Origin of the sequence: Micromonospora sp. CNB394 (assembly GCF_000374985.1) — a bacterium.
In the GTDB taxonomy this organism is placed as follows: domain Bacteria; phylum Actinomycetota; class Actinomycetes; order Mycobacteriales; family Micromonosporaceae; genus Micromonospora; species Micromonospora marina.
In genome coordinates, this window is the sequence record NZ_KB895829.1 from 89,403 (window position 1) to 106,486 (window position 17,084).

At 72.9% G+C, this 17,084-nt stretch carries 15 protein-coding genes; 8 read left to right on the forward strand and 7 right to left on the reverse strand.

What is annotated here, in order from left to right; genetic code table 11:
* Nucleotides 1–354: 354 nt before the first annotated feature.
* Nucleotides 355–993, reverse strand: coding sequence for a TetR/AcrR family transcriptional regulator (locus tag C569_RS0109140; protein ID WP_018785486.1), 639 nt, complete (start codon nt 991–993; stop codon nt 355–357).
* A 78-nt stretch (nt 994–1,071) separates the two neighbouring features.
* On the opposite strand from C569_RS0109140, the gene C569_RS0109145 reads away from it, so the two are divergent.
* From C569_RS0109145 to C569_RS0109160, 4 genes are all read left to right on the forward strand, one after another.
* On the forward strand, nt 1,072–1,524 hold the full coding sequence (locus C569_RS0109145; RefSeq protein WP_018785487.1) for an SCP2 sterol-binding domain-containing protein: 453 nt from the start codon (nt 1,072–1,074) through the stop codon (nt 1,522–1,524).
* A 1-nt stretch (nt 1,525) separates the two neighbouring features.
* Nucleotides 1,526–2,740: an acyl-CoA dehydrogenase family protein gene (locus C569_RS0109150; protein ID WP_018785488.1), complete on the forward strand. Its 1,215-nt coding sequence runs from the start codon at nt 1,526–1,528 to the stop codon at nt 2,738–2,740.
* 193 nt (nt 2,741–2,933) lie between these two features.
* Nucleotides 2,934–4,499, forward strand: a complete 1,566-nt coding sequence (locus C569_RS0109155; RefSeq protein ID WP_018785489.1) for an AMP-binding protein — start codon at nt 2,934–2,936, stop codon at nt 4,497–4,499.
* A gap of 76 nt (nt 4,500–4,575) precedes the next feature.
* Nucleotides 4,576–6,066, forward strand: coding sequence for a N,N-dimethylformamidase beta subunit family domain-containing protein (locus tag C569_RS0109160; protein WP_026267896.1), 1,491 nt, complete (start codon nt 4,576–4,578; stop codon nt 6,064–6,066).
* Here C569_RS0109160 and purD read toward each other — a convergent pair.
* The 3 genes from purD to C569_RS0109175 form a co-directional block, all read right to left on the reverse strand.
* Nucleotides 6,050–7,297, reverse strand: a complete 1,248-nt coding sequence (purD, locus tag C569_RS0109165) for a phosphoribosylamine--glycine ligase (protein WP_026267897.1) — start codon at nt 7,295–7,297, stop codon at nt 6,050–6,052. The genes C569_RS0109160 and purD overlap by 17 nt on opposite strands.
* Before the next feature lie 90 nt (nt 7,298–7,387).
* Complete coding sequence (locus C569_RS0109170; protein ID WP_018785491.1) at nt 7,388–8,323, reverse strand: type IV toxin-antitoxin system AbiEi family antitoxin domain-containing protein; 936 nt, start codon at nt 8,321–8,323, stop codon at nt 7,388–7,390.
* 191 nt (nt 8,324–8,514) lie between these two features.
* Nucleotides 8,515–9,804 (reverse strand): adenylosuccinate synthase, encoded by a 1,290-nt coding sequence (locus C569_RS0109175; protein ID WP_018785492.1) that lies wholly within the window; start codon nt 9,802–9,804, stop codon nt 8,515–8,517.
* Nucleotides 9,805–9,925: 121 nt separating this feature from the next.
* Between C569_RS0109175 and C569_RS0109180 the strand changes: the two genes are divergently transcribed.
* Both C569_RS0109180 and C569_RS0109185 read left to right on the forward strand, forming a co-directional pair.
* A complete protein-coding gene (locus C569_RS0109180; RefSeq protein WP_018785493.1) occupies nt 9,926–10,924 on the forward strand; it encodes a diacylglycerol kinase family protein in 999 nt (332 codons plus the stop codon).
* A gap of 74 nt (nt 10,925–10,998) precedes the next feature.
* A complete protein-coding gene (locus tag C569_RS0109185; protein WP_018785494.1) occupies nt 10,999–13,038 on the forward strand; it encodes a chromosome partitioning protein in 2,040 nt (679 codons plus the stop codon).
* A 51-nt stretch (nt 13,039–13,089) separates the two neighbouring features.
* Here C569_RS0109185 and C569_RS0109190 read toward each other — a convergent pair whose 3' ends face one another.
* On the reverse strand, nt 13,090–13,518 hold the full coding sequence (locus C569_RS0109190; RefSeq protein ID WP_018785495.1) for a DUF3151 domain-containing protein: 429 nt from the start codon (nt 13,516–13,518) through the stop codon (nt 13,090–13,092).
* Between the two features lie 262 nt (nt 13,519–13,780).
* On the opposite strand from C569_RS0109190, the gene C569_RS0109195 reads away from it, so the two are divergent.
* Complete coding sequence (locus tag C569_RS0109195; protein WP_018785496.1) at nt 13,781–14,992, forward strand: hypothetical protein; 1,212 nt, start codon at nt 13,781–13,783, stop codon at nt 14,990–14,992.
* A 92-nt stretch (nt 14,993–15,084) separates the two neighbouring features.
* Here the strand turns inward: C569_RS0109195 and fbaA are convergent, their stop codons facing one another.
* Both fbaA and C569_RS0109205 read right to left on the reverse strand, forming a co-directional pair.
* A complete protein-coding gene (fbaA, locus tag C569_RS0109200) occupies nt 15,085–16,107 on the reverse strand; it encodes a class II fructose-bisphosphate aldolase (RefSeq protein ID WP_026267898.1) in 1,023 nt (340 codons plus the stop codon).
* 195 nt (nt 16,108–16,302) lie between these two features.
* Entirely contained in the window at nt 16,303–16,686 is a 384-nt protein-coding gene (locus C569_RS0109205) for a phage holin family protein (protein ID WP_018785498.1), read from the reverse strand.
* A 138-nt stretch (nt 16,687–16,824) separates the two neighbouring features.
* Here C569_RS0109205 and C569_RS0109210 point away from each other — a divergent pair, with 138 nt between their 5' ends.
* Nucleotides 16,825–17,034 carry a hypothetical protein gene (locus tag C569_RS0109210; protein WP_018785499.1) on the forward strand — a complete coding sequence of 70 codons (210 nt, stop codon included), beginning with the start codon at nt 16,825–16,827 and terminating at the stop codon, nt 17,032–17,034.
* Nucleotides 17,035–17,084: the final 50 nt, after the last annotated feature.

The following is a 17,084-nucleotide window of genomic DNA, read 5'->3' on the forward strand; positions in this document are numbered from 1 at the left end:
AGCACCGAGGCGCCGTGGGCAGCGCGAGGCAGCACCCAGCGGCGCGGCGAGAGCACCGAGGCGCCGTGGGCAGCGCGAGCAGGAGGATCACCGCGGTCGGCAGCGGCGAGCGGACACCGAGCCCGCCGGTCGCCGAGGCCCAGGTGGCGGCGGCCACCGTCGCGGCCAGCAGCACCGGCAGGTACGGTTCGACGCGCCGGACGGCGCCCGCCCAGGCGGTCACCCGGCGAAGCCCGCGACGGCACTGGGCTCGGGGAGGGTTGGGTGCCGACCTCGAGACGCGGGGCCGCCGCACCCCGCAGGTGTTAGGAAGGGGCCCTTCCTCTACCGCAGGCGTTAAGAAGGGGCCCTTCCTTACGCCGTGGGCGGGTGCCAGGTGACGCCGCGCAGCAACTGGTCGGCGCCGAGCCAGGCCACGTTCATCATCCGGGTCGCGGTCTTGCCGGCGTCGGCCTCGGGGTGGTCGGCCAGCCAGTCGGCGAGCGACTCGCTGGCGCCGACCAGCCCGTACGCGACCACCTCCAGGTCGGTGGCGCCGATCTCACGACCGGAGGCGCGCAGCGCGTGGTCGAGCATCCCGGCGACCACCTCGACCAGCCGGCCGCGCATGGCGGCCAGTTCGGCGGCGAACGGCTGGGAGCCGCGGGCCTGCCGGTAGAGCACCGCCCAGCCGTCCCGGTGCGCGCCGACGAAGCCGAAGAACGCGCGCAGCCCGCGCCAGAGCCGCTCGTCGGCGGGCAGGTCGGGGGCGGCGGCGCCGGCGATCGCCTCCATCATCCGGGTGCTCTCCCGGTGCAGGCAGGCGATGAAGAGTTCCTCCTTGGTGCCGAGGTAGGCGTACACCATGGGCTTGGAGATGCCGGCGTCGTCGGCGATCTCGTCCATGCTGGCGGCGTGGAAGCCCTGGCGGGAGAACACCTTCACCGCCGCGTCGAGCATCTGCTGCTCGCGTACGGCCCGGGGGAGGCGCTTGAAGGTCGGCGTGCTGGACACCCTTGCGAGCATACCTACCCGTGCGTAAGGTTACGCCAGAGTAACCAAAGTCGGCCCGCCCGAGAGGTGCAATCCCCCATGACTGACTTCGACCCGGCCAACTTCGCGAACGTCGGCCCGAAGGAGTTCGCGCAGCTGGTCAAGTCCACGCCGGACGCCAAGATCGCCGAGATCATGTCCGGCGAGGCGCGCGGCAAGATCCTCAGCGAGGTCTTCAACCGGATGCCCACGCTGTTCCGCGCCGACCGCGCCGGTGCCACCAACGCGGTCATCCACTGGAACATCACCGGCCGCCCGGACGGTGGCACCGACACCTACGAGATCGTCATCGAGAACGGCACCTGCACCGTCTCGGAGACCGCCACCCGCGACCCGAAGCTGAGCCTCACCATGGGCCCGGTCGAGTTCCTGAAGATCGTCTCCGGTGGCGCCAACCCGGTGATGATGTTCATGACCGGCAAGCTGAAGGCCAAGGGCGACCTGGGTCTGGCCGCCAACATCGCCAACCTGTTCGACATCCCCAAGGCCTGACGTGGCCGAGTTCTCGCTCGACCTGAACGAGGAACAGCGGGACCTTCGCGACTGGGTGCACGGCTTCGCCGCCGAGGTCGTGCGCCCGGCCGCGGCCGAGTGGGACGCCCGGGAGGAAACCCCGTGGCAGATCATCCAGGAGGCCGCGAAGCTCGGCCTGTACGGGTTCGAGTTCCTCGCCACCTGCTGGGCCGACCCCACCGGCCTCTCCCTGCCGATCGCCAGCGAGGAACTCTTCTGGGGTGACGCCGGCATCGGCCTGAGCATCTTCGGCACCTCCCTCGCGGTCGCCGCGATCTACGGCGCCGGCACCCCCGACCAGCTCGTCGAATGGGTGCCGCAATGCTTCGGCGACGTGGACTCCCCGGCCGTCGCCGCGTTCTGCACGAGCGAGCCGGAGGCCGGATCCGACGTCGGCTCGATGCGGACCCGCGCCGTCTACGACGAGGCCACCGACGAGTGGGTGCTCAACGGGCAGAAGGCGTACGCCACGAACGGCGGGATCGCCGGGGTGCACGTGGTCACCGCCTCGATCGAGCCGGAGCTGGGCTCGCGCGGCCAGGCCGCGTTCGTCGTACCGCCTGGCACTCCCGGTCTGACCGCCACCCGCAAGCTGCGCAAGCTCGGGCTGCGCGCCTCGCACACCGCCGACGTCTTCCTCGACGACGTCCGGGTGCCCGGCCGCTGCCTGCTCGGCGGCAAGGACGCGCTCGACGAGCGGCTGGCCCGCGCCCGGTCCGGGCAGCGCGCCTCCGGCCAGGCGGCGATGCGGACGTTCGAGCTGTCCCGCCCGACGGTCGGTGCGCAGGCGCTCGGCGTGGCCCGCGCCGCCTACGAGTACGCCCTTGACTACGCCAAGGAGCGGGTCCAGTTCGGACGCCCGATCATCTCCAACCAGGCGGTCGCGTTCGCGCTCGCCGACATGAAGACGGAGATCGACGCGGCCCGGCTGCTGGTCTGGCGCGCCTCCTGGATGGGCCGCAACAACCGGCCGTTCACCGCCGGCGAAGGGTCGATGTCCAAGCTCAAGGCCGGTGAGGTGGCCGTCTCGGTGACCGACAAGGCGGTCCAGCTCCTCGGCGGCGCCGGCTTCCTGCGCGACCACCCGGTCGAGCGGTGGTACCGCGACGCCAAGATCTACACCATCTTCGAGGGCACCTCCGAGATCCAGCGGCTGGTCATCTCCCGGGCCGTCTCCGGAATGCAGATCCGCTGACCGCCGGCGGGCCGCGGCCCGGCCGCCGACGACGCCCCGTGCCGTCGCGAGCCGGGTCGCCGCCGCCCCGGGGCCGACCCGAGCCGCGATCGGGCACAAGATCACGCCGAAGCGGACGGCCGACCCGTCCGGAACCTGGTCGACGAACACGAACAGCCTGGTCGACGAACCACGAACGCGAAGGAGTTGCGCCGTGGACCTGCCGTTCATCGCCGCCACGCTGACCCGACGTGGACTGCTCACCCCGGGCGGACCGATCCGCGTGGCCTCGCAGCTCAACACGCTGCGCCGGTGGGGCTGGAGCCTCGCCGGGGAACTGCGCCAGGCCGCCGCCCGCGACCCCGGACGCGTCGCCGTGGCCGACGAGCACGGTGCCACCATGACGTACCAGGAACTGCTCGACCGCTCCGAGCGGCTGGCCCGGTCGCTGCGGTCCCACCTGGGCGTGCAGAGCGGCGACCGGGTCGGTGTGCTCTGCCGCAACCACCACGGCCTGATCGAGGCGATAGTGGCGGCCATACTGCTCGGCGCGGACGCCGTCCTGGTCAACACCGGGCTGTCCACCGCCCAACTGGTGACTGTGGCCGAGGAGCAGCGCCTGCGCGTCCTGGTGCACGACGGCGAGTTCACCGAGCGTGTCCTCGGCCTCCCGCCCGAGCTGCCCCGGGTCGACGAACGGCGGCAGGAGGAGCTGATCGCCGCAGCGGTCCCCGGCGAGAAACTCCAGCCGCCGGAGCGCGACGGGCGCACCATAGTGCTCACCTCCGGCACCACCGGCGCGCCCAAGGGCGCTCGCCGGCCCACCCCGCACGGCTTCGGCCCGCTGGTGTCCATCATCGACCGCATCCCGCTGCACGCGAAGAACACCGTGATGATCGCCGCGCCGATCTTCCACACCTGGGGGTACGCCGCGCTCCAGGTGTCGTTCGCGCTGCGCGCCACGGTCGTGCTGCACCGCCGCTTCGACCCGGCCGCCACGCTCGCCGCGCTCGCCGACAAGCGGTGCGACGCGATGTTCGCCGTACCGGTGATGCTGCAACGACTGATGGAGGTGGTGCCGCCGGAGCCGAGGCCACCGCTCAAGGTGGTGGCGGTCAGCGGCTCCGCGCTGCCCGGCAACCTGGCCACCGCGTTCATGGACCGGTACGGCGACGTGCTCTACAACCTCTACGGCTCGACCGAGGTCTCCTGGGCCTCCATCGCCGGCCCGGCCGAACTGCGCGCCGCTCCCACCACGGCGGGTCGCCCCCCGCACGGCACCCGGTTGGCCATCCTGGACGGCACCGGCCGGCCGGTCCGCGACGGCGAGGTCGGGCGCATCTTCGTGGGCAACGAGATGCTGTTCGAGGGCTACACCTCGGGCACCGGCCGGGAGAGCCGCGACGGCCTGCTGGACACCGGCGACCTGGGCCGGCTGAACGCCGACGGACTGCTCTTCGTCGACGGCCGCGCCGACGACATGATCGTCTCGGGCGGCGAGAACGTCTTCCCGTCCGAGGTGGAGGATCTGATCGCCCGGTTGCCGCAGGTCCGCGAGGTCGCCGTGATCGGCGTACCCGACCCCGACTACGGCCAGCGGCTGGCCGCGTTCCTGGCGCTGCGCACCGGCGAGACGCTCGACCCGGAGGCGGTCCGCGAATACGTCCGGCGCTACCTGGCCCGCTTCTCCGTGCCCCGCGACGTGGTGTTCGTGAAGTACCTGCCGCGCAACGCCACCGGCAAGGTCCTCGGCCGGGAGTTGCGCCGCTACTTCGACTGATCCACATCGGTCACCCGGCTGCCGCCGTCCGGTGCTACGGTCTCCCCGATCGAACGGGGAGACGGGGAGCACCACAATGGACGGGCTTCGGCGGCGTACCGCACTCGGCCTCCTCGTCGGTGGCGCGTCCGCCGCCGCCCTCGGCCCGTTCGACCCGGTCCTCGGCGGCCGGCCCGACGACTCACCCACCCGGTGGCCGGTCCCGCCCGTCGAGCGGGAGAACCGCGCCGCCGGCCAGCCGTGGTGGCCCGAGCAGGGCGGCCGGGCCGCCGACGACCGGCGGCGCCAGATCCAGGGGTACGCCTCGACGACGAGCGTCGCGCCCGGCGAGGAAATCGACTTCCACGTCGCGGTAAACCCGGGCGGCCGGTTCCGGATCAGCGTGCACCGCCTCGGCTGGTACGACGGCGCGGGCGCCCGCACGATGCTGACCAGCCCCGAGTTGCGCGGCGTGCCGCAGCCGGTGCCGGTGGCCGACCCGGACACCGGCGTGCTCGACTGCCGGTGGCCGGTGTCGTGGCGCCTGTCCGTCCCGCACGGCTGGGCCTCCGGCCTCTACCAGGCGGTCTTCACCTCGGCCGGCGGCTGGCGGGCCTGCACGCCGTTCGTGGTACGCGACGACCGGCGCCCGGCCGCGCTCTGCGTGGTACTGCCGGTGACCACCTGGCAGGCGTACAACCAGTGGCCGCACGACCGTCGGGTCGGCAAGAGCCTCTACAACGGCTACCGGGCCGACGGCCGGCGCGACCCGGCACTGCGCGCACGAGCGGTGTCCTTCGACCGCCCGTACTCCGGTGCGGGCCTGCCCACCCACTTCGACCGCGACGAGGCCGCGATCCGGTGGCTGGAACGCAACCTCTACGACGTCAGCTACGCCACCAGCCTCGACCTGCACTCCGGGCGAGAAGACCCGGCCCGGTACCGGGGTCTGGTGTTCTGCGGGCACGACGAGTACTGGTCGGCCGAGATGCGCCGCGCCACCGAGGTCGGCCTGGACGGGGGCACCAGCCTCGCGTTCCTCGGCGCGAACAGCGTCTACTGGCATACCCGCGTACGCGCCGCCGCCGACGGCCGCCCCGAACGGGTCGTCGAGTGCGCCAAGACGCTCCCCGACCCGGGTGCCGGCACCGGCGACCCGACGGTGACCTGGCGCGACCTCGACCGGCCCGAACAGGCACTGCTCGGCGTGCAGTACAACGGCATCGTGCTGACCCCGCAGCCGCTCGTGGTGCGCGCCGCCGACCACTGGGTGTGGGCCGGCACCGGCGTCGCCGACGGCGACCGCATCCCGGGCGTGGTCGCGGGCGAGGCGGACGGGCTGCACGCCGCCCTCCCCCGGCCCGCCGGGACCACGCTCAGCTCCTCGCCGTACCCGGCACGGCAGGGCGGGCGGCGGCTGCAGAGCAGCCACGTCCACGAGACGGCACGCGGCGCCGTGGTGTTCGCCAGCGGCACACTCGGCTGGACCCTGGCACTGGACCGGCAGGGGCACCGTGACCCGCGCATCGAGCGGGCCACGGCGAACGTGCTCAACCGGATGGCCGGCCCGTTCAGCCCGGGATCGTGATCCGGCTGTCCACCGCCGCCGCCGCGATGTCGGTGCGGTGGTGGGCACCGGCCAGCTCGACGTCGCGTACCAGCTCGTAGGCGGCGTCGCGCGCGGCGGCCAGGTCCGGCCCCGTCGCCGTACCGCAGAGGACCCGGCCGCCCGCGGACCGCAACGTGCCGTCGGCGTCCCGGCGGGTGCCGGCGTGGATGATCCCGGCGCGGTCCGCGCCGGTGATCACATCACCGGTACGCGGGCCCGCCGGGTAGCCGTCGGCCGCCACCACTACCGTCACCGCCGCGCCGTCGCGCCACCGCAGCGGCGGGTGCCCGCCGAGCGTGCCGGTGGCGGCGGCGTGCAGCAGCCCACCCAGCGGCGTCTCCAGCAGGGCGAGCACCACCTGCGTCTCCGGGTCGCCGAAGCGCGCGTTGAACTCGATCACGCGCGGACCGGACGGGGTGATCGCCAGGCCCACGTAGAGCAGGCCGGCGAACGTGGTGCCCCGGCGGCGCAGCTCCGCCAGCGTCGGGTACACCACGTCGCGCATCACGTCGTCGACCAGGTTCGGCGGGGTCCACGGCAGCGGCGCGTACGCGCCCATGCCGCCCGTGTTCGGCCCGGTGTCGCCGTCGCCGACCCGCTTGAAGTCCTGCGCCGGCAGCAGCGGCACCGCCGCCTCGCCGTCGGTGACCACGAAGAGGGAGACCTCGGGGCCGGACAGGTACTCCTCGATCACCACCCGGCCGCACTCCGCGGCGTGCCGCTCGGCGACCGCCCGGTCGTCGGTGACCACCACACCCTTGCCGGCGGCGAGCCCGTCGTCCTTCACCACGTACGGCGCGCCGAACTCGTCGAGCGCCCGCGCCACGGCCGCCGCGTCCTCGCAGGTGTACGCGCGCGCGGTCGGCACACCGGCGGCCGTCATCACGTCCTTGGCGAACGTCTTCGACCCCTCCAGCCGGGCCGCCTCGGCGCTCGGGCCGAACACCGCGATGCCCTTGGCGCGTACCGCGTCGGCGACGCCCGCCACCAGCGGCGCCTCCGGCCCGATGACCACCAGGTCGGCCGCGACCTCGACGGCGAGGGCTGCCACGGCCGCCGGGTCGGTGGGTGTCACCTCCCGCAGCTGCGCCACCGCCGCGATCCCCGGATTCCCCGGAGCCGCGACGAGCGCCTCGACAGCCGGGTCACCGGCGAGTCCGAGCGCGAGAGCGTGCTCCCGCCCACCACCACCCACAAGAAGTACGCGCACGACCGGCATCCTACTGACCGCCTCACCCCACCCCGTCGATCAAGGAGTTTGCGTCTCAGATTGAGGGGTGATCGTCCGCAAACTCCTTGATCACCGTTGCTTCGGGCTCTGGCGGAGGGCGTGCTTGACCGTCTGGGGAATGTAGTCGGGGCGCATGGTGTCGGACCAGGTGAAGCGGAGGATCCGCCAGCCGGCGTTGACCAGGCGGTTCTGCCGGAAGCGGTCCGCGTAGACGGCCTCGGGCGTCAGGTGCGGGGCTCGACCGTCCGCCTCCGCGATCAGACGCGCCCCGCGCCATGCCAGGTCCCCGATGCCGAGCAGGTAGCCGTCGTCGTCCCGTACCGGCAGTTGCAGGACCTCCGGCGGCACGCCACCGTCGACGCACCGGAGTCGGGCGCGGGTCTCCAGGGGTGACTGTGCCCGGCCGTCCGCCTCGGCCAGGTATTCCCGAGCGGCGACCGCCCCGCGGCGACCGGCGAGGTGCGCAAGCACCAGGGACATGTCTTTCTCGGCCAGGATGCCCTGGTTGAGTGCGGAGTCGAGGACGCACACCGCCGGGTAGCGCCTCGCCCGCAGCAAAACGTCCGCAACGGTGCGCACCGGAGTCGTGACCGGTACGCCGTCGGCCCGGCACACGTCCGCGTCACCGAGCGTCAACTGATGCACCGTCAGGCTGGGCTCCGCCCGACGCTGCACGTGCGGCCGGTGCGGCGGCACCGAGACGTGGATCGCGGCCGTCGTCGGAAGGCCGGCGATGCCGTGCAGCTCGGCGGCGGTGTCGAGTACGGCGACCGCACCCGGCCCGATGCTCGCGATCGCGGCGCGGATCATGACCCGCCGGAATGACACCGGCGCCGGCCCGGCCGGAGACGGCAGGTAGCAACCACGCGAGACGCGCGTCCATCGCCCGGACCGGACGAGGTACCGGATCTGCTCCCGGCCGACGCCCAGGCGCAACGCCTGCCCGGCCGTCACGAACCCGCCCTGTGTTGCGGCCAGCCGCGTCAGTTCGCCGAATTCACCCACACGCGCAGGCTCCCCCGCGCCACCCCACAGCCGACGCCCCTGTGGACAACCTTGTGGATAACCACGCCCCGACCACCCCGTTGATCAAGGAGTTTGTGTCCAGTTCGGCGTCGGATCCGGACACAAACTCCTTGATCAACGGGGTGTGCCTCCGGGAGGGCGGGGGCTGGGGCGGGGTGGGGTGGGGTGGGTTAGGGGAGGAGGGGGTGGCGGAGGACGTTTTCCTCTCGGCCTGGGCCTACGCCCACCACGCTCACGCGGGTGCCGGTCAGCTCCTCGATGCGGGTGATGTACCGCCTCGCGTTCTCCGGCAGCTCGTCCTCGGTCCGCGCCTTGGTGATGTCCTCCCACCAGCCGTCGAGTTCCTCGTAGATCGGCGTGGCGTGGTGGAAGTCGGTCTGCGTCATCGGCATGTCGTCGAAACGCTCGCCGTTGATCTCGTACCCGACGCAGATCGGCACCTTGGCCAGGCCGGTCAGCACGTCGAGCTTGGTGACCACCAGGTCGGTGACGCCGTTGAGGCGGCACGCGTACCGGGCCACCACCGCGTCGAACCAGCCGCAGCGGCGCTCCCGGCCGGTCGTGGTGCCGTACTCGTGGCCGATCTTGCGCAGGTGCTGCCCGTTGTCGTCGAACAGCTCGGTCGGGAACGGGCCGGAACCCACCCGCGTCGTGTACGCCTTGCTCACCGCGATGACCTTGGTGATCGCGGTCGGCGGGATGCCCGCGCCCACGCACGCCCCGCCGGCCGTCGGGTTCGACGAGGTCACGAACGGGTAGGTGCCGTGGTCCATGTCGAGCATGGTGGCCTGGGCGCCCTCCAGCAGCACGGTCTCGCCGCGGTCGAGCGCGTCCCAGAGCATCACCCGGGTCTCGGCGATGTACGGGCGCAGCCGCTCGGCGTACTGGAGGTACTCCTCGACGGTCTCCTCGACGTCGATCGCCTTGCGGTTGTAGGTCTTGAACAGCAGCTGGTTCTTCTCGCGGAGCGCCAGCTCCAGCTTCTTGCGCAGGATGCCCGGGTCGAGCAGGTCCTGCAGGCGGATGCCCATCCGGGCGACCTTGTCGCCGTACGCGGGACCGATGCCCCGGCCGGTGGTGCCGATGCGGGAGCTACCCAGGTAGCGCTCGACCACCCGGTCCAGCGCCCGGTGATGCGGCATGATCAGGTGCGCGTCACCGGAGATGCGCAGGCGGGACACGTCCACGCCGCGCTCGGCGAGCCCGTCGATCTCCTGGAGCAGCACCTTCGGGTCGACCACCACCCCGTTGCCGATCACGATCATCGCGCTCGGTGACAGCGCTCCGGACGGCATGAGGTGCAGCGCGTACTTCTGGCCGTCCGGCGTGATCACCGTGTGGCCCGCGTTGTTGCCGCCCGAGTAGCGCACGACGTAGTCGACCCGCTCACCCAGCAGGTCGGTAACCTTGCCCTTGCCCTCGTCGCCCCACTGGGCGCCGAGCAGCACGATCGCTGGCATCTTCTCGCCTCCAGAAGGCTCGGGTGCCAGGTGGCGACCGGTCAGCGAGCCCGGGGTGTCAGGCTAACAAGTAGTGACGGTGGGACCAGCAGGGGTTGGTCGGAAAGCAGGAGGCTCCTTCGTGTACGACGTGGTGCTGCTCACCCTCGGCTCGGAGCGGGACGCTCCCGGTGGTGGCTGCGGCAGCGGCGGCGCCTGCTGCGGCGGCGCGGACGACACCGCCGCCGACACCGGCGAAGAGCGCTGCGAGACGCCGCGCGTACCGGTGCTGGCCTGCACGGATGAGCTGACCGCCCGGGGCGCCCGGGTGACCACCGTGACCGCCCGGTCGGACGCCGAGATCGACGAGGTGCTGGCCCGCCTCGACGGCCCGCCGCGCGCCGACGGCCTCACCTGGCCGGATTCCGACGGCAAGACCCGGCTGATCGTCGCCGCGGCGAGTGACGGTCAGTTGCGCGCCGTCCTGCGCCGGCTGGTGCGCCGGTACGCTCCGCCGCCGAGTCGCCGCCCCGCGGACCTGGCCGTCAACCGTACGGTGCCCGACCTGCCCCCGGTGGGCGTACTCCCGCTCGATCCGGCCCGGTCCGGGGCGGCGCGGGACCTGGCCGCGCAGCTCGGGCTGCCCCGGGATCCGGCGGGTGTGGCCGCCGCGGTGCTGGACGGCACCGCCCGGCGGCTGGACCTGCTGCGCAACGACGGCGGCTCGGTGACGCTCGACGGTGCGCTGCTCGGCGCCGCCGACGACGCCGGCCGCCCGCTGCACTGGCGGGCCCGGGTCGAGGTCGACGGCACGGTGCTCAGTGACGGTTCCGAACCGATCACCGCATGCGCCATCGGCAACGCGGGCGGGTACGCGCGCCTGGGCGAGGTGGATCTGCTGGGCGGCCCGGATCCGGCCGACGGCCGGGTGACGGTGGGCGTCGCCGTACCAGTGGTGACCCGCTCGGCGTTGGGCCGGAAGAAGGTCCGGCTGGAGGTACGGCGGGCGCGGGGACGCGCGGTGGCGGTGGTGCCCCGCGACGAGAAGGTGCCCTTCCTCGACGACGGCGTCGAGGGCGAGCTGAGCCGCAAGCGCTCCTGGTGGACCGAGCCGGGTGCATGGGCGGTCTGGACGGGCTGACCTCGGTCGATCCCCGCCCGGCTCGCGACGCTGGCCGGACCGCCTATCCTCGGCGGAAGGAATGGGGAGGATCCGTGGTGCACGAGAACGACGACCGGGCCCACGTACCGGGCCGACCACAGGTGCCGCAGCGCGACGTCGAGCCGCTCTGGCCGCCGGAGGAGACCGACGCGACGGCGGCCACGATCCCGCCGTGGGCGTCGGTGCCCTGGCCGCTCCCGCAGGCCGACGCTCCCACGCCGGCGGCGGACGTTCCGGCGTCCCAGGCGCCGGCGGTCGACCTGGACCTGCCGTTCACGCTCGACCAGGCGTCGTCCGGCCCGTCACCGGCGCGACCGGCGGCGTCCGGCTCACCCGTGGTGCCCGGAACACCCGTGCTGCCCGGCACACCGGCGATGGCCGGCTCGTCGGCCACGGCGCCCGTGAGCCCGCCCCCGTCCGCGTCGCACGCGGCTCCCGCCCCGACCACGCCCGCCACCGCCACCGCCACCGCCACCGCCACCGCCACCGGCACCGGCACCGGCACCACCGGACCGGATACTGCTGGCTCGGGTTCGGCCGGCTCGGGTGCCGTGAACGGCCGGGCCACCTCGCCGTGGGCCCAGCCGCCGCAGCGGACCGGGTCGGACCCCGCCGACGCCACGGCTCCGCCGTCCGAGCCGGCGGGGGACGACGGCACCGCGTCCGGCCGCGCCACCGTGGCACCACCCCCGCCGCCTGACGCGCTCCCCACCCACGGCACCGCCGCAGGCCGCGCCACCGTGGCACCACCCCCGCCGTCCGACGCCCTTCCCACCGACGGCACCCCCTCCGGCTGGGCCACTGTCGCCGGCACACCGGCCCAGCCCTCGCCGGCATCCGGCACGGGACCGGCCGGGCCGGGCGCGCCCGAGCAGATGCCCCGCCTCGGGCCGTTCCCGCCGTCGCCGGGCGTACCGGCGCAGCAGTCCCCGTACGGCAACGGCCACCCGCCGCCCGGCTGGACGCCGCAACCCGGCCAGACCGGGTACCAACCGCAGCCCGGTCAGCCCGGCTGGTACCCGCCGCCCGGCTGGACGCCCCAGGCCGGGGCGCCGCAGCCCGGCGGCCCGCTGCCCCCGCAGGCACCGCTGTCCGGCCCGGTGGTGCCCCCGCCGCCGCAGCCCGGAGCGCCCCACCCGGAACAGGGCTGGATGCCGCAGCAGGCGGTGCCCCCGACCGCCGAGGACTTCGCCCGCCGCCGCCAGGCCCGGCCGGTCGACCCGGTGGCCACCATGGGCGTACGCGCGGTGGTCAACAGGATCGGGCTGGTCCGGCTCGCGCCCGGGCGGCACGAGCAGGAGATGAAGCGCGACATCGAAATGGTCCGCCGCAACTTCGGCGGCCTGCGCCAGGTGACGGTGGTCAACCCGAAGGGCGGCGCCGGCAAGACGGTGGCGATCCTGCTGCTCGCCATGACGTTCGGCCAGAAGCGCGGTGGATACGTGCTGGCCTGGGACAACAACGAGACCCAGGGCACCCTCGGCATGCGGGCCCAGCAGGACTTCCACGCCCGTACGGTGCGGGACATGCTGCGCGACCTGGCCCAGTTCCAGGGCCCGCACGGCCGGGTGGGTGACCTGTCGCAGTACGTCCGCTCGCAGGGCGAGGGCATGTTCGACGTGCTGGCCTCGGACGAATCCGCGACCGGCGGCGAGATGCTCACCGCCGCCGCGTTCGCGGAGATCCGTGAGGTGGTCAGCCGCTTCTACAAGCTGATCTTCGTGGACACCGGGAACAACGTCCGGGCGCAGAACTGGCAGGCCGCGATGGACGCCACCGACCAGCTCGTGGTGACCATGTCGGCCCGTAACGACTCGGCCGAGACCGCCGCCCGGATGCTCGACCACCTGGAGCAGAGCGGTCGGCAGCGGCTGGTCCGGCAGGCGGTCACAGTGGTCTCGATGCCGCCGTCGCGCAAGGAGATCGACCTGCCCGCGATCCAGGCCCACTTCGCGGCGCGGACCCGGGCGGTGCTGCTGGCGCCGTACGAGCGGCTCATCGACACCGGCGAGCCGCTGCGGTACGGGCAGCTCTCCTCCGCCACCCGCGACGCCTGGCTGAAGATCGCCGCGTCGGTGGCGGAAGGGCTGTAGGACGGGCGCGACGGCCGGCACCCGGGTCGGGACCGGCCGTCGCGGCAGTGGTCAGTCGCTGGAGAGCGCGTCTCCGGCGGCCGGGTCGCAGTCGCGGAGGAACTGGGCGCACCGGGCCGCCTCGTCCGCCTCGCCGATCTCTCCCGCGGCGCGGGACAGCACGTAGAGGCAGCGGAGGAAGCCCCGGTTCGGCGTGTGCGCCCAGGGCACCGGGCCGTGGCCCTTCCAGCCGCTGCGGCGCAGCTGGTCGAGGCCCCGGTGGTAGCCGGTGCGGGCGTACGCGTACGCCGTGACGACCTGACCCGCGGTGAGCGCGCGGCCGGCCAGCGCGGCCCAGGCCGCACTGTAGGTCGGGAATCGGGCCGCGACCTCGGCGTACGCCTCGTCGGTGCCCTGCTCGGCCGCCGCCGCCAGCGCGGCGTCGGCCTCCTCGTGGACCGGGAGCAGGGTGGCCGGTGGCTCAGGCAACAGGTTCTGCATCGCCCCATTCAACCCGCTTCGCCCTCGGGTACGCGAGGGGCCTCGCCCGAACGGTTGGCTGAACGGCTGAGGGTTTCGTCACGCCTGCGGCGGGAGCACACGTACCCGCGGCCCATGCCGCCGCCGTGGTTCTTGCACTACAAATACAGATCCGGAGCCTCCCCAGGACCCGGTTACGCAGGAGCCCGGCGGCGTGCCCGCCGGGCTCCTGTCGTTCTCGCCCCCGGTTTCGGCACTTGCCGTGCGGGGGCAGGATGACCTGGTGCCGACCCCACCACCCGCGGACGTCATCGAGCCGCACGCCCCCCACGTCAACGAGATCGAGACCCGCACCGCGTTCGAGCAGCGGCTGGCCGGGGGAACCCTGGCCGGTCTGACCGTGCAGGGCCTGCGCCTCGACCTCGACCCGGTTCCCGACCTGCGCGACATCGACGTCACCGGCACCCTCTTCGTGGGCTGCCGCTTCGCCGGTCGTGAGGTGGGCGCGGACCTGGTCCGCCGGGGCGCCAACGTGGTCCCGCCGTTCTCCGGGCTGCCCTACCCGACCCAGCCGTCGCACCTCTACACCGCTGACGAACTGGCCGCCGGGTTCACCGAGGGCGGGTTCACCGAGATGTACGACACCCGGGTGTACGCGCACTTCCGAGCGCACGGCGGCGCGCTGCCGGACGTACGCGAGGCGCTCGGGCAGCGACTGCACGACCACGGCGTGGACAACGCCCTGGCCGACGCCACCCGGGCGTGGCTGGCCACGCACGGGCCGCAGTCGGTGGTGGGCGTGATGGGCGGGCACGCGGTGCCGCGCGGCAGCGTCGCGTACCGGATGGCCGCGGTGCTGGGCTGGGAGCTGGCACGGGCCGACCGCCTGGTGGTGACCGGCGGCGGTCCGGGCGTGATGGAGGCGGCGAACCTCGGCGCGTTCCTCGCGGCCTGGCCGGCCGAGGAGCTGTCCGCCGCGATCGACGTGCTCGCCGTCGCGCCGGACTTCACCGACCACGACCGGTACACGGCGGCGGCGCTGGCGGTGCGCAAGCGGTACGCGGACGGCCCGTCGCTGCCCTCGCCCCGCCCGTCGGCGCCCGGCACCGACTGGGCCCGGTCCGGCGGGCTGGCCATCCCGACCTGGCTGTACGGCCACGAGCCGGCGAACCTGTTCGCGGGCCGGATCGCGAAGTACTTCTCCAACGCCATCCGGGAGGACACGATCCTGCGGCTGGCCCGGGGCGGGATCGTGTTCGCGCCCGGCCGGGCCGGCACCGTGCAGGAGGTGTTCCAGGCGGCCACCAAGACGTTCTACGGCACCGACGGGGCGAGTGGGGCGTACGTCTTCCTGGACCGCACGTACTGGACCACCGAGCTGCCGGTGGAGTCGCTGCTGCGGCCGCTGTTCGCCGCGTCCCCGTTCGGCGACCTGTCGCACACGATCCACCTGACCGACGACGTCCACGAGGCCGTCACGCTCCTGGTGCGGTGAAGGAAGGGCCCCTTATTAACGCCTGCGGTAGAGGACGGGCCCCTTATTAACAGCGAGCTGTTAATAAGGGGCCCTTCCTTACACGCGGGGTGTCACTTCATGGTGGTGCCGGTGGAGCGCAGGTGCTCACAGGCCTCGACCACGCGGGCGGCCATGCCGGCCTCGGCGGCCTTGCCCCAGACGCGCGGGTCGTACATCTTCTTGTTGCCGACCTCGCCGTCGACCTTCAGCACGCCGTCGTAGTTGCGGAACATGTGGTCCGCGACCGGGCGGGTGAAGGTGTACTGGGTGTCGGTGTCGATGTTCATCTTCACCACGCCGTAGTCGAGCGCCTCCCGGATCTCCGAGAGCAGCGAACCGGAGCCGCCGTGGAAGACCAGGCTGAGCGGCTTGTCCTTGCCGTACTTGGCGCCGACCGCGTCCTGGATCTGCTTGAGCACCTCGGGACGGAGCTTGACGTTGCCCGGCTTGTAGACGCCGTGCACGTTGCCGAAGGTCAGCGCCGCCATGTAGCGGCCCTTCTCACCCAGGCCGAGCGCGTCGACCATGGCCAGGCCGTCGTCGACGGTGGTGTAGAGCTTGTCGTTGATGGCGTTCTCGACGCCGTCCTCCTCGCCGCCGACGACGCCGACCTCGATCTCCAGGACGATCTTGCCCTTGGCGGCCTCGGTCAGCAGCTGCTCGGCGATCTCCAGGTTCTCCGCCACCGGCACGGCCGAGCCGTCCCACATGTGCGACTGGAACAGCGGCTCCTGGCCGGCCTTGACGCGCTCCTGCGAGATGGTCATCAGCGGCCGGACGAACTTGTCCAGCTTGTCCTTCGGGCAGTGGTCGGTGTGCAGCGCGATGTTGACCGGGTACTTCTTGGCGACCTCGTGGGCGTACGCGGCGAACGCCACCGCGCCGGTCACCATGTCCTTCACGGACGGGCCGGACAGGTACTCCGCGCCACCGGTGGAGACCTGGATGATGCCGTCGCTCTCCGCGTCGGCGAAGCCCTTGAGCGCCGCGTTCAGCGTCTGCGAGGAGGTCACGTTGATCGCGGGGTACGCGTACCGGCCGGCCTTGGCCCGGTCCAGCATCTCCGCGTAAGCCTCGGGGGAAGCGATGGGCATGTCGAACGCTCCTTACTTACCGCTCTCGGCCGTGCAGGCCGCTGTCTTCCATGGAGGGCGGTCGTTCCGGCCCCGGGTCTTCCCCGGAGCCGACCGTTCCGGCCGCTGACGTCCACGGGTGCGCCGGACCGCGCTGTCCACCGCGGGCAGTATCCCGCAGGAGCGCGAGCGGGGCACAACCGGCCCGGACGCCGCTCACCGATTCTCCAGCCGGTCCGGTACGACGACGCTGATCAGCCAACTCACCACCGCGACCACGATGGCGCCCCAGAATGCGGCCCAGAAGCCGTCCACGTGGAACGGAAGCTTCAGAACCCCGGCGATCCAGTCGGTCAGCAGGAACAGCAGCGCGTTCACCACGAGCGCGAACAGGCCGAGCGTGAGCAGGTAGAACACGCAGCCGAACACCTTGATGAGCGGCTTGAGCACCGCGTTGACCACACCGAAGACCAGAGCCACCACGATCAGGGTGAGCACGGTGCTGCCGGTGTTGCGGCCGCTCACCTCCACCCCGGGCACGATCAGCGTCGCGATCCACAACGCGACCGCGGTGATCCCGAGTCGGATCAGGAAGCCCATGGCAACCATCCTGGCACCGGCCGTGCGCCCGGAGCGGGACAATCGCCGACTCCGCCGTTCCGCCCGCCACCCAGCGGCGGCCGGGAGCAGCCCGTACGGTGGTGGGGACGATGCCCGCACGGAGAACAGGGAGGGACGATGGGTCAGCCCGACGAGGACTTCGCCCCCAGTGACCACCTCGCCCCGGAGGAGCGGGATCTGGAGGCCGAGCCGGCCGACGCGGTCGAGCAGGCCACCACGGTGACCGACGACACCGACGGCGAGCCGCACCGCGGCATGGAGGTCGACGACTGGGACGCCATGGAGCAGGCCCGCGTCGTCACCGCCGACGAGGACGACTACCGCTGACCCGGCGCCCGAAAACCCCCGCGACAGGAACCAGGCGAGCACGAGATCAT

Bases quoted from the DNA above. Each gene is read 5' to 3' on its own strand.
- C569_RS0109160 (WP_026267896.1), top strand. From the start codon at position 4,576: ATGGACGGGCTTCGGCGGCGTACCGCACTCGGCCTCCTCGTCGGTGGC.
- fbaA (WP_026267898.1), bottom strand. From the start codon at position 16,107: ATGCCCATCGCTTCCCCCGAGGCTTACGCGGAGATGCTGGACCGGGCC.
- C569_RS0109175 (WP_018785492.1), bottom strand. From the start codon at position 9,804: ATGCCAGCGATCGTGCTGCTCGGCGCCCAGTGGGGCGACGAGGGCAAG.
- C569_RS0109205 (WP_018785498.1), bottom strand. From the start codon at position 16,686: ATGGGCTTCCTGATCCGACTCGGGATCACCGCGGTCGCGTTGTGGATC.
- C569_RS0109210 (WP_018785499.1), top strand. From the start codon at position 16,825: ATGGGTCAGCCCGACGAGGACTTCGCCCCCAGTGACCACCTCGCCCCG.
- C569_RS0109145 (WP_018785487.1), top strand. From the start codon at position 1,072: ATGACTGACTTCGACCCGGCCAACTTCGCGAACGTCGGCCCGAAGGAG.
- C569_RS0109190 (WP_018785495.1), bottom strand. From the start codon at position 13,518: ATGCAGAACCTGTTGCCTGAGCCACCGGCCACCCTGCTCCCGGTCCAC.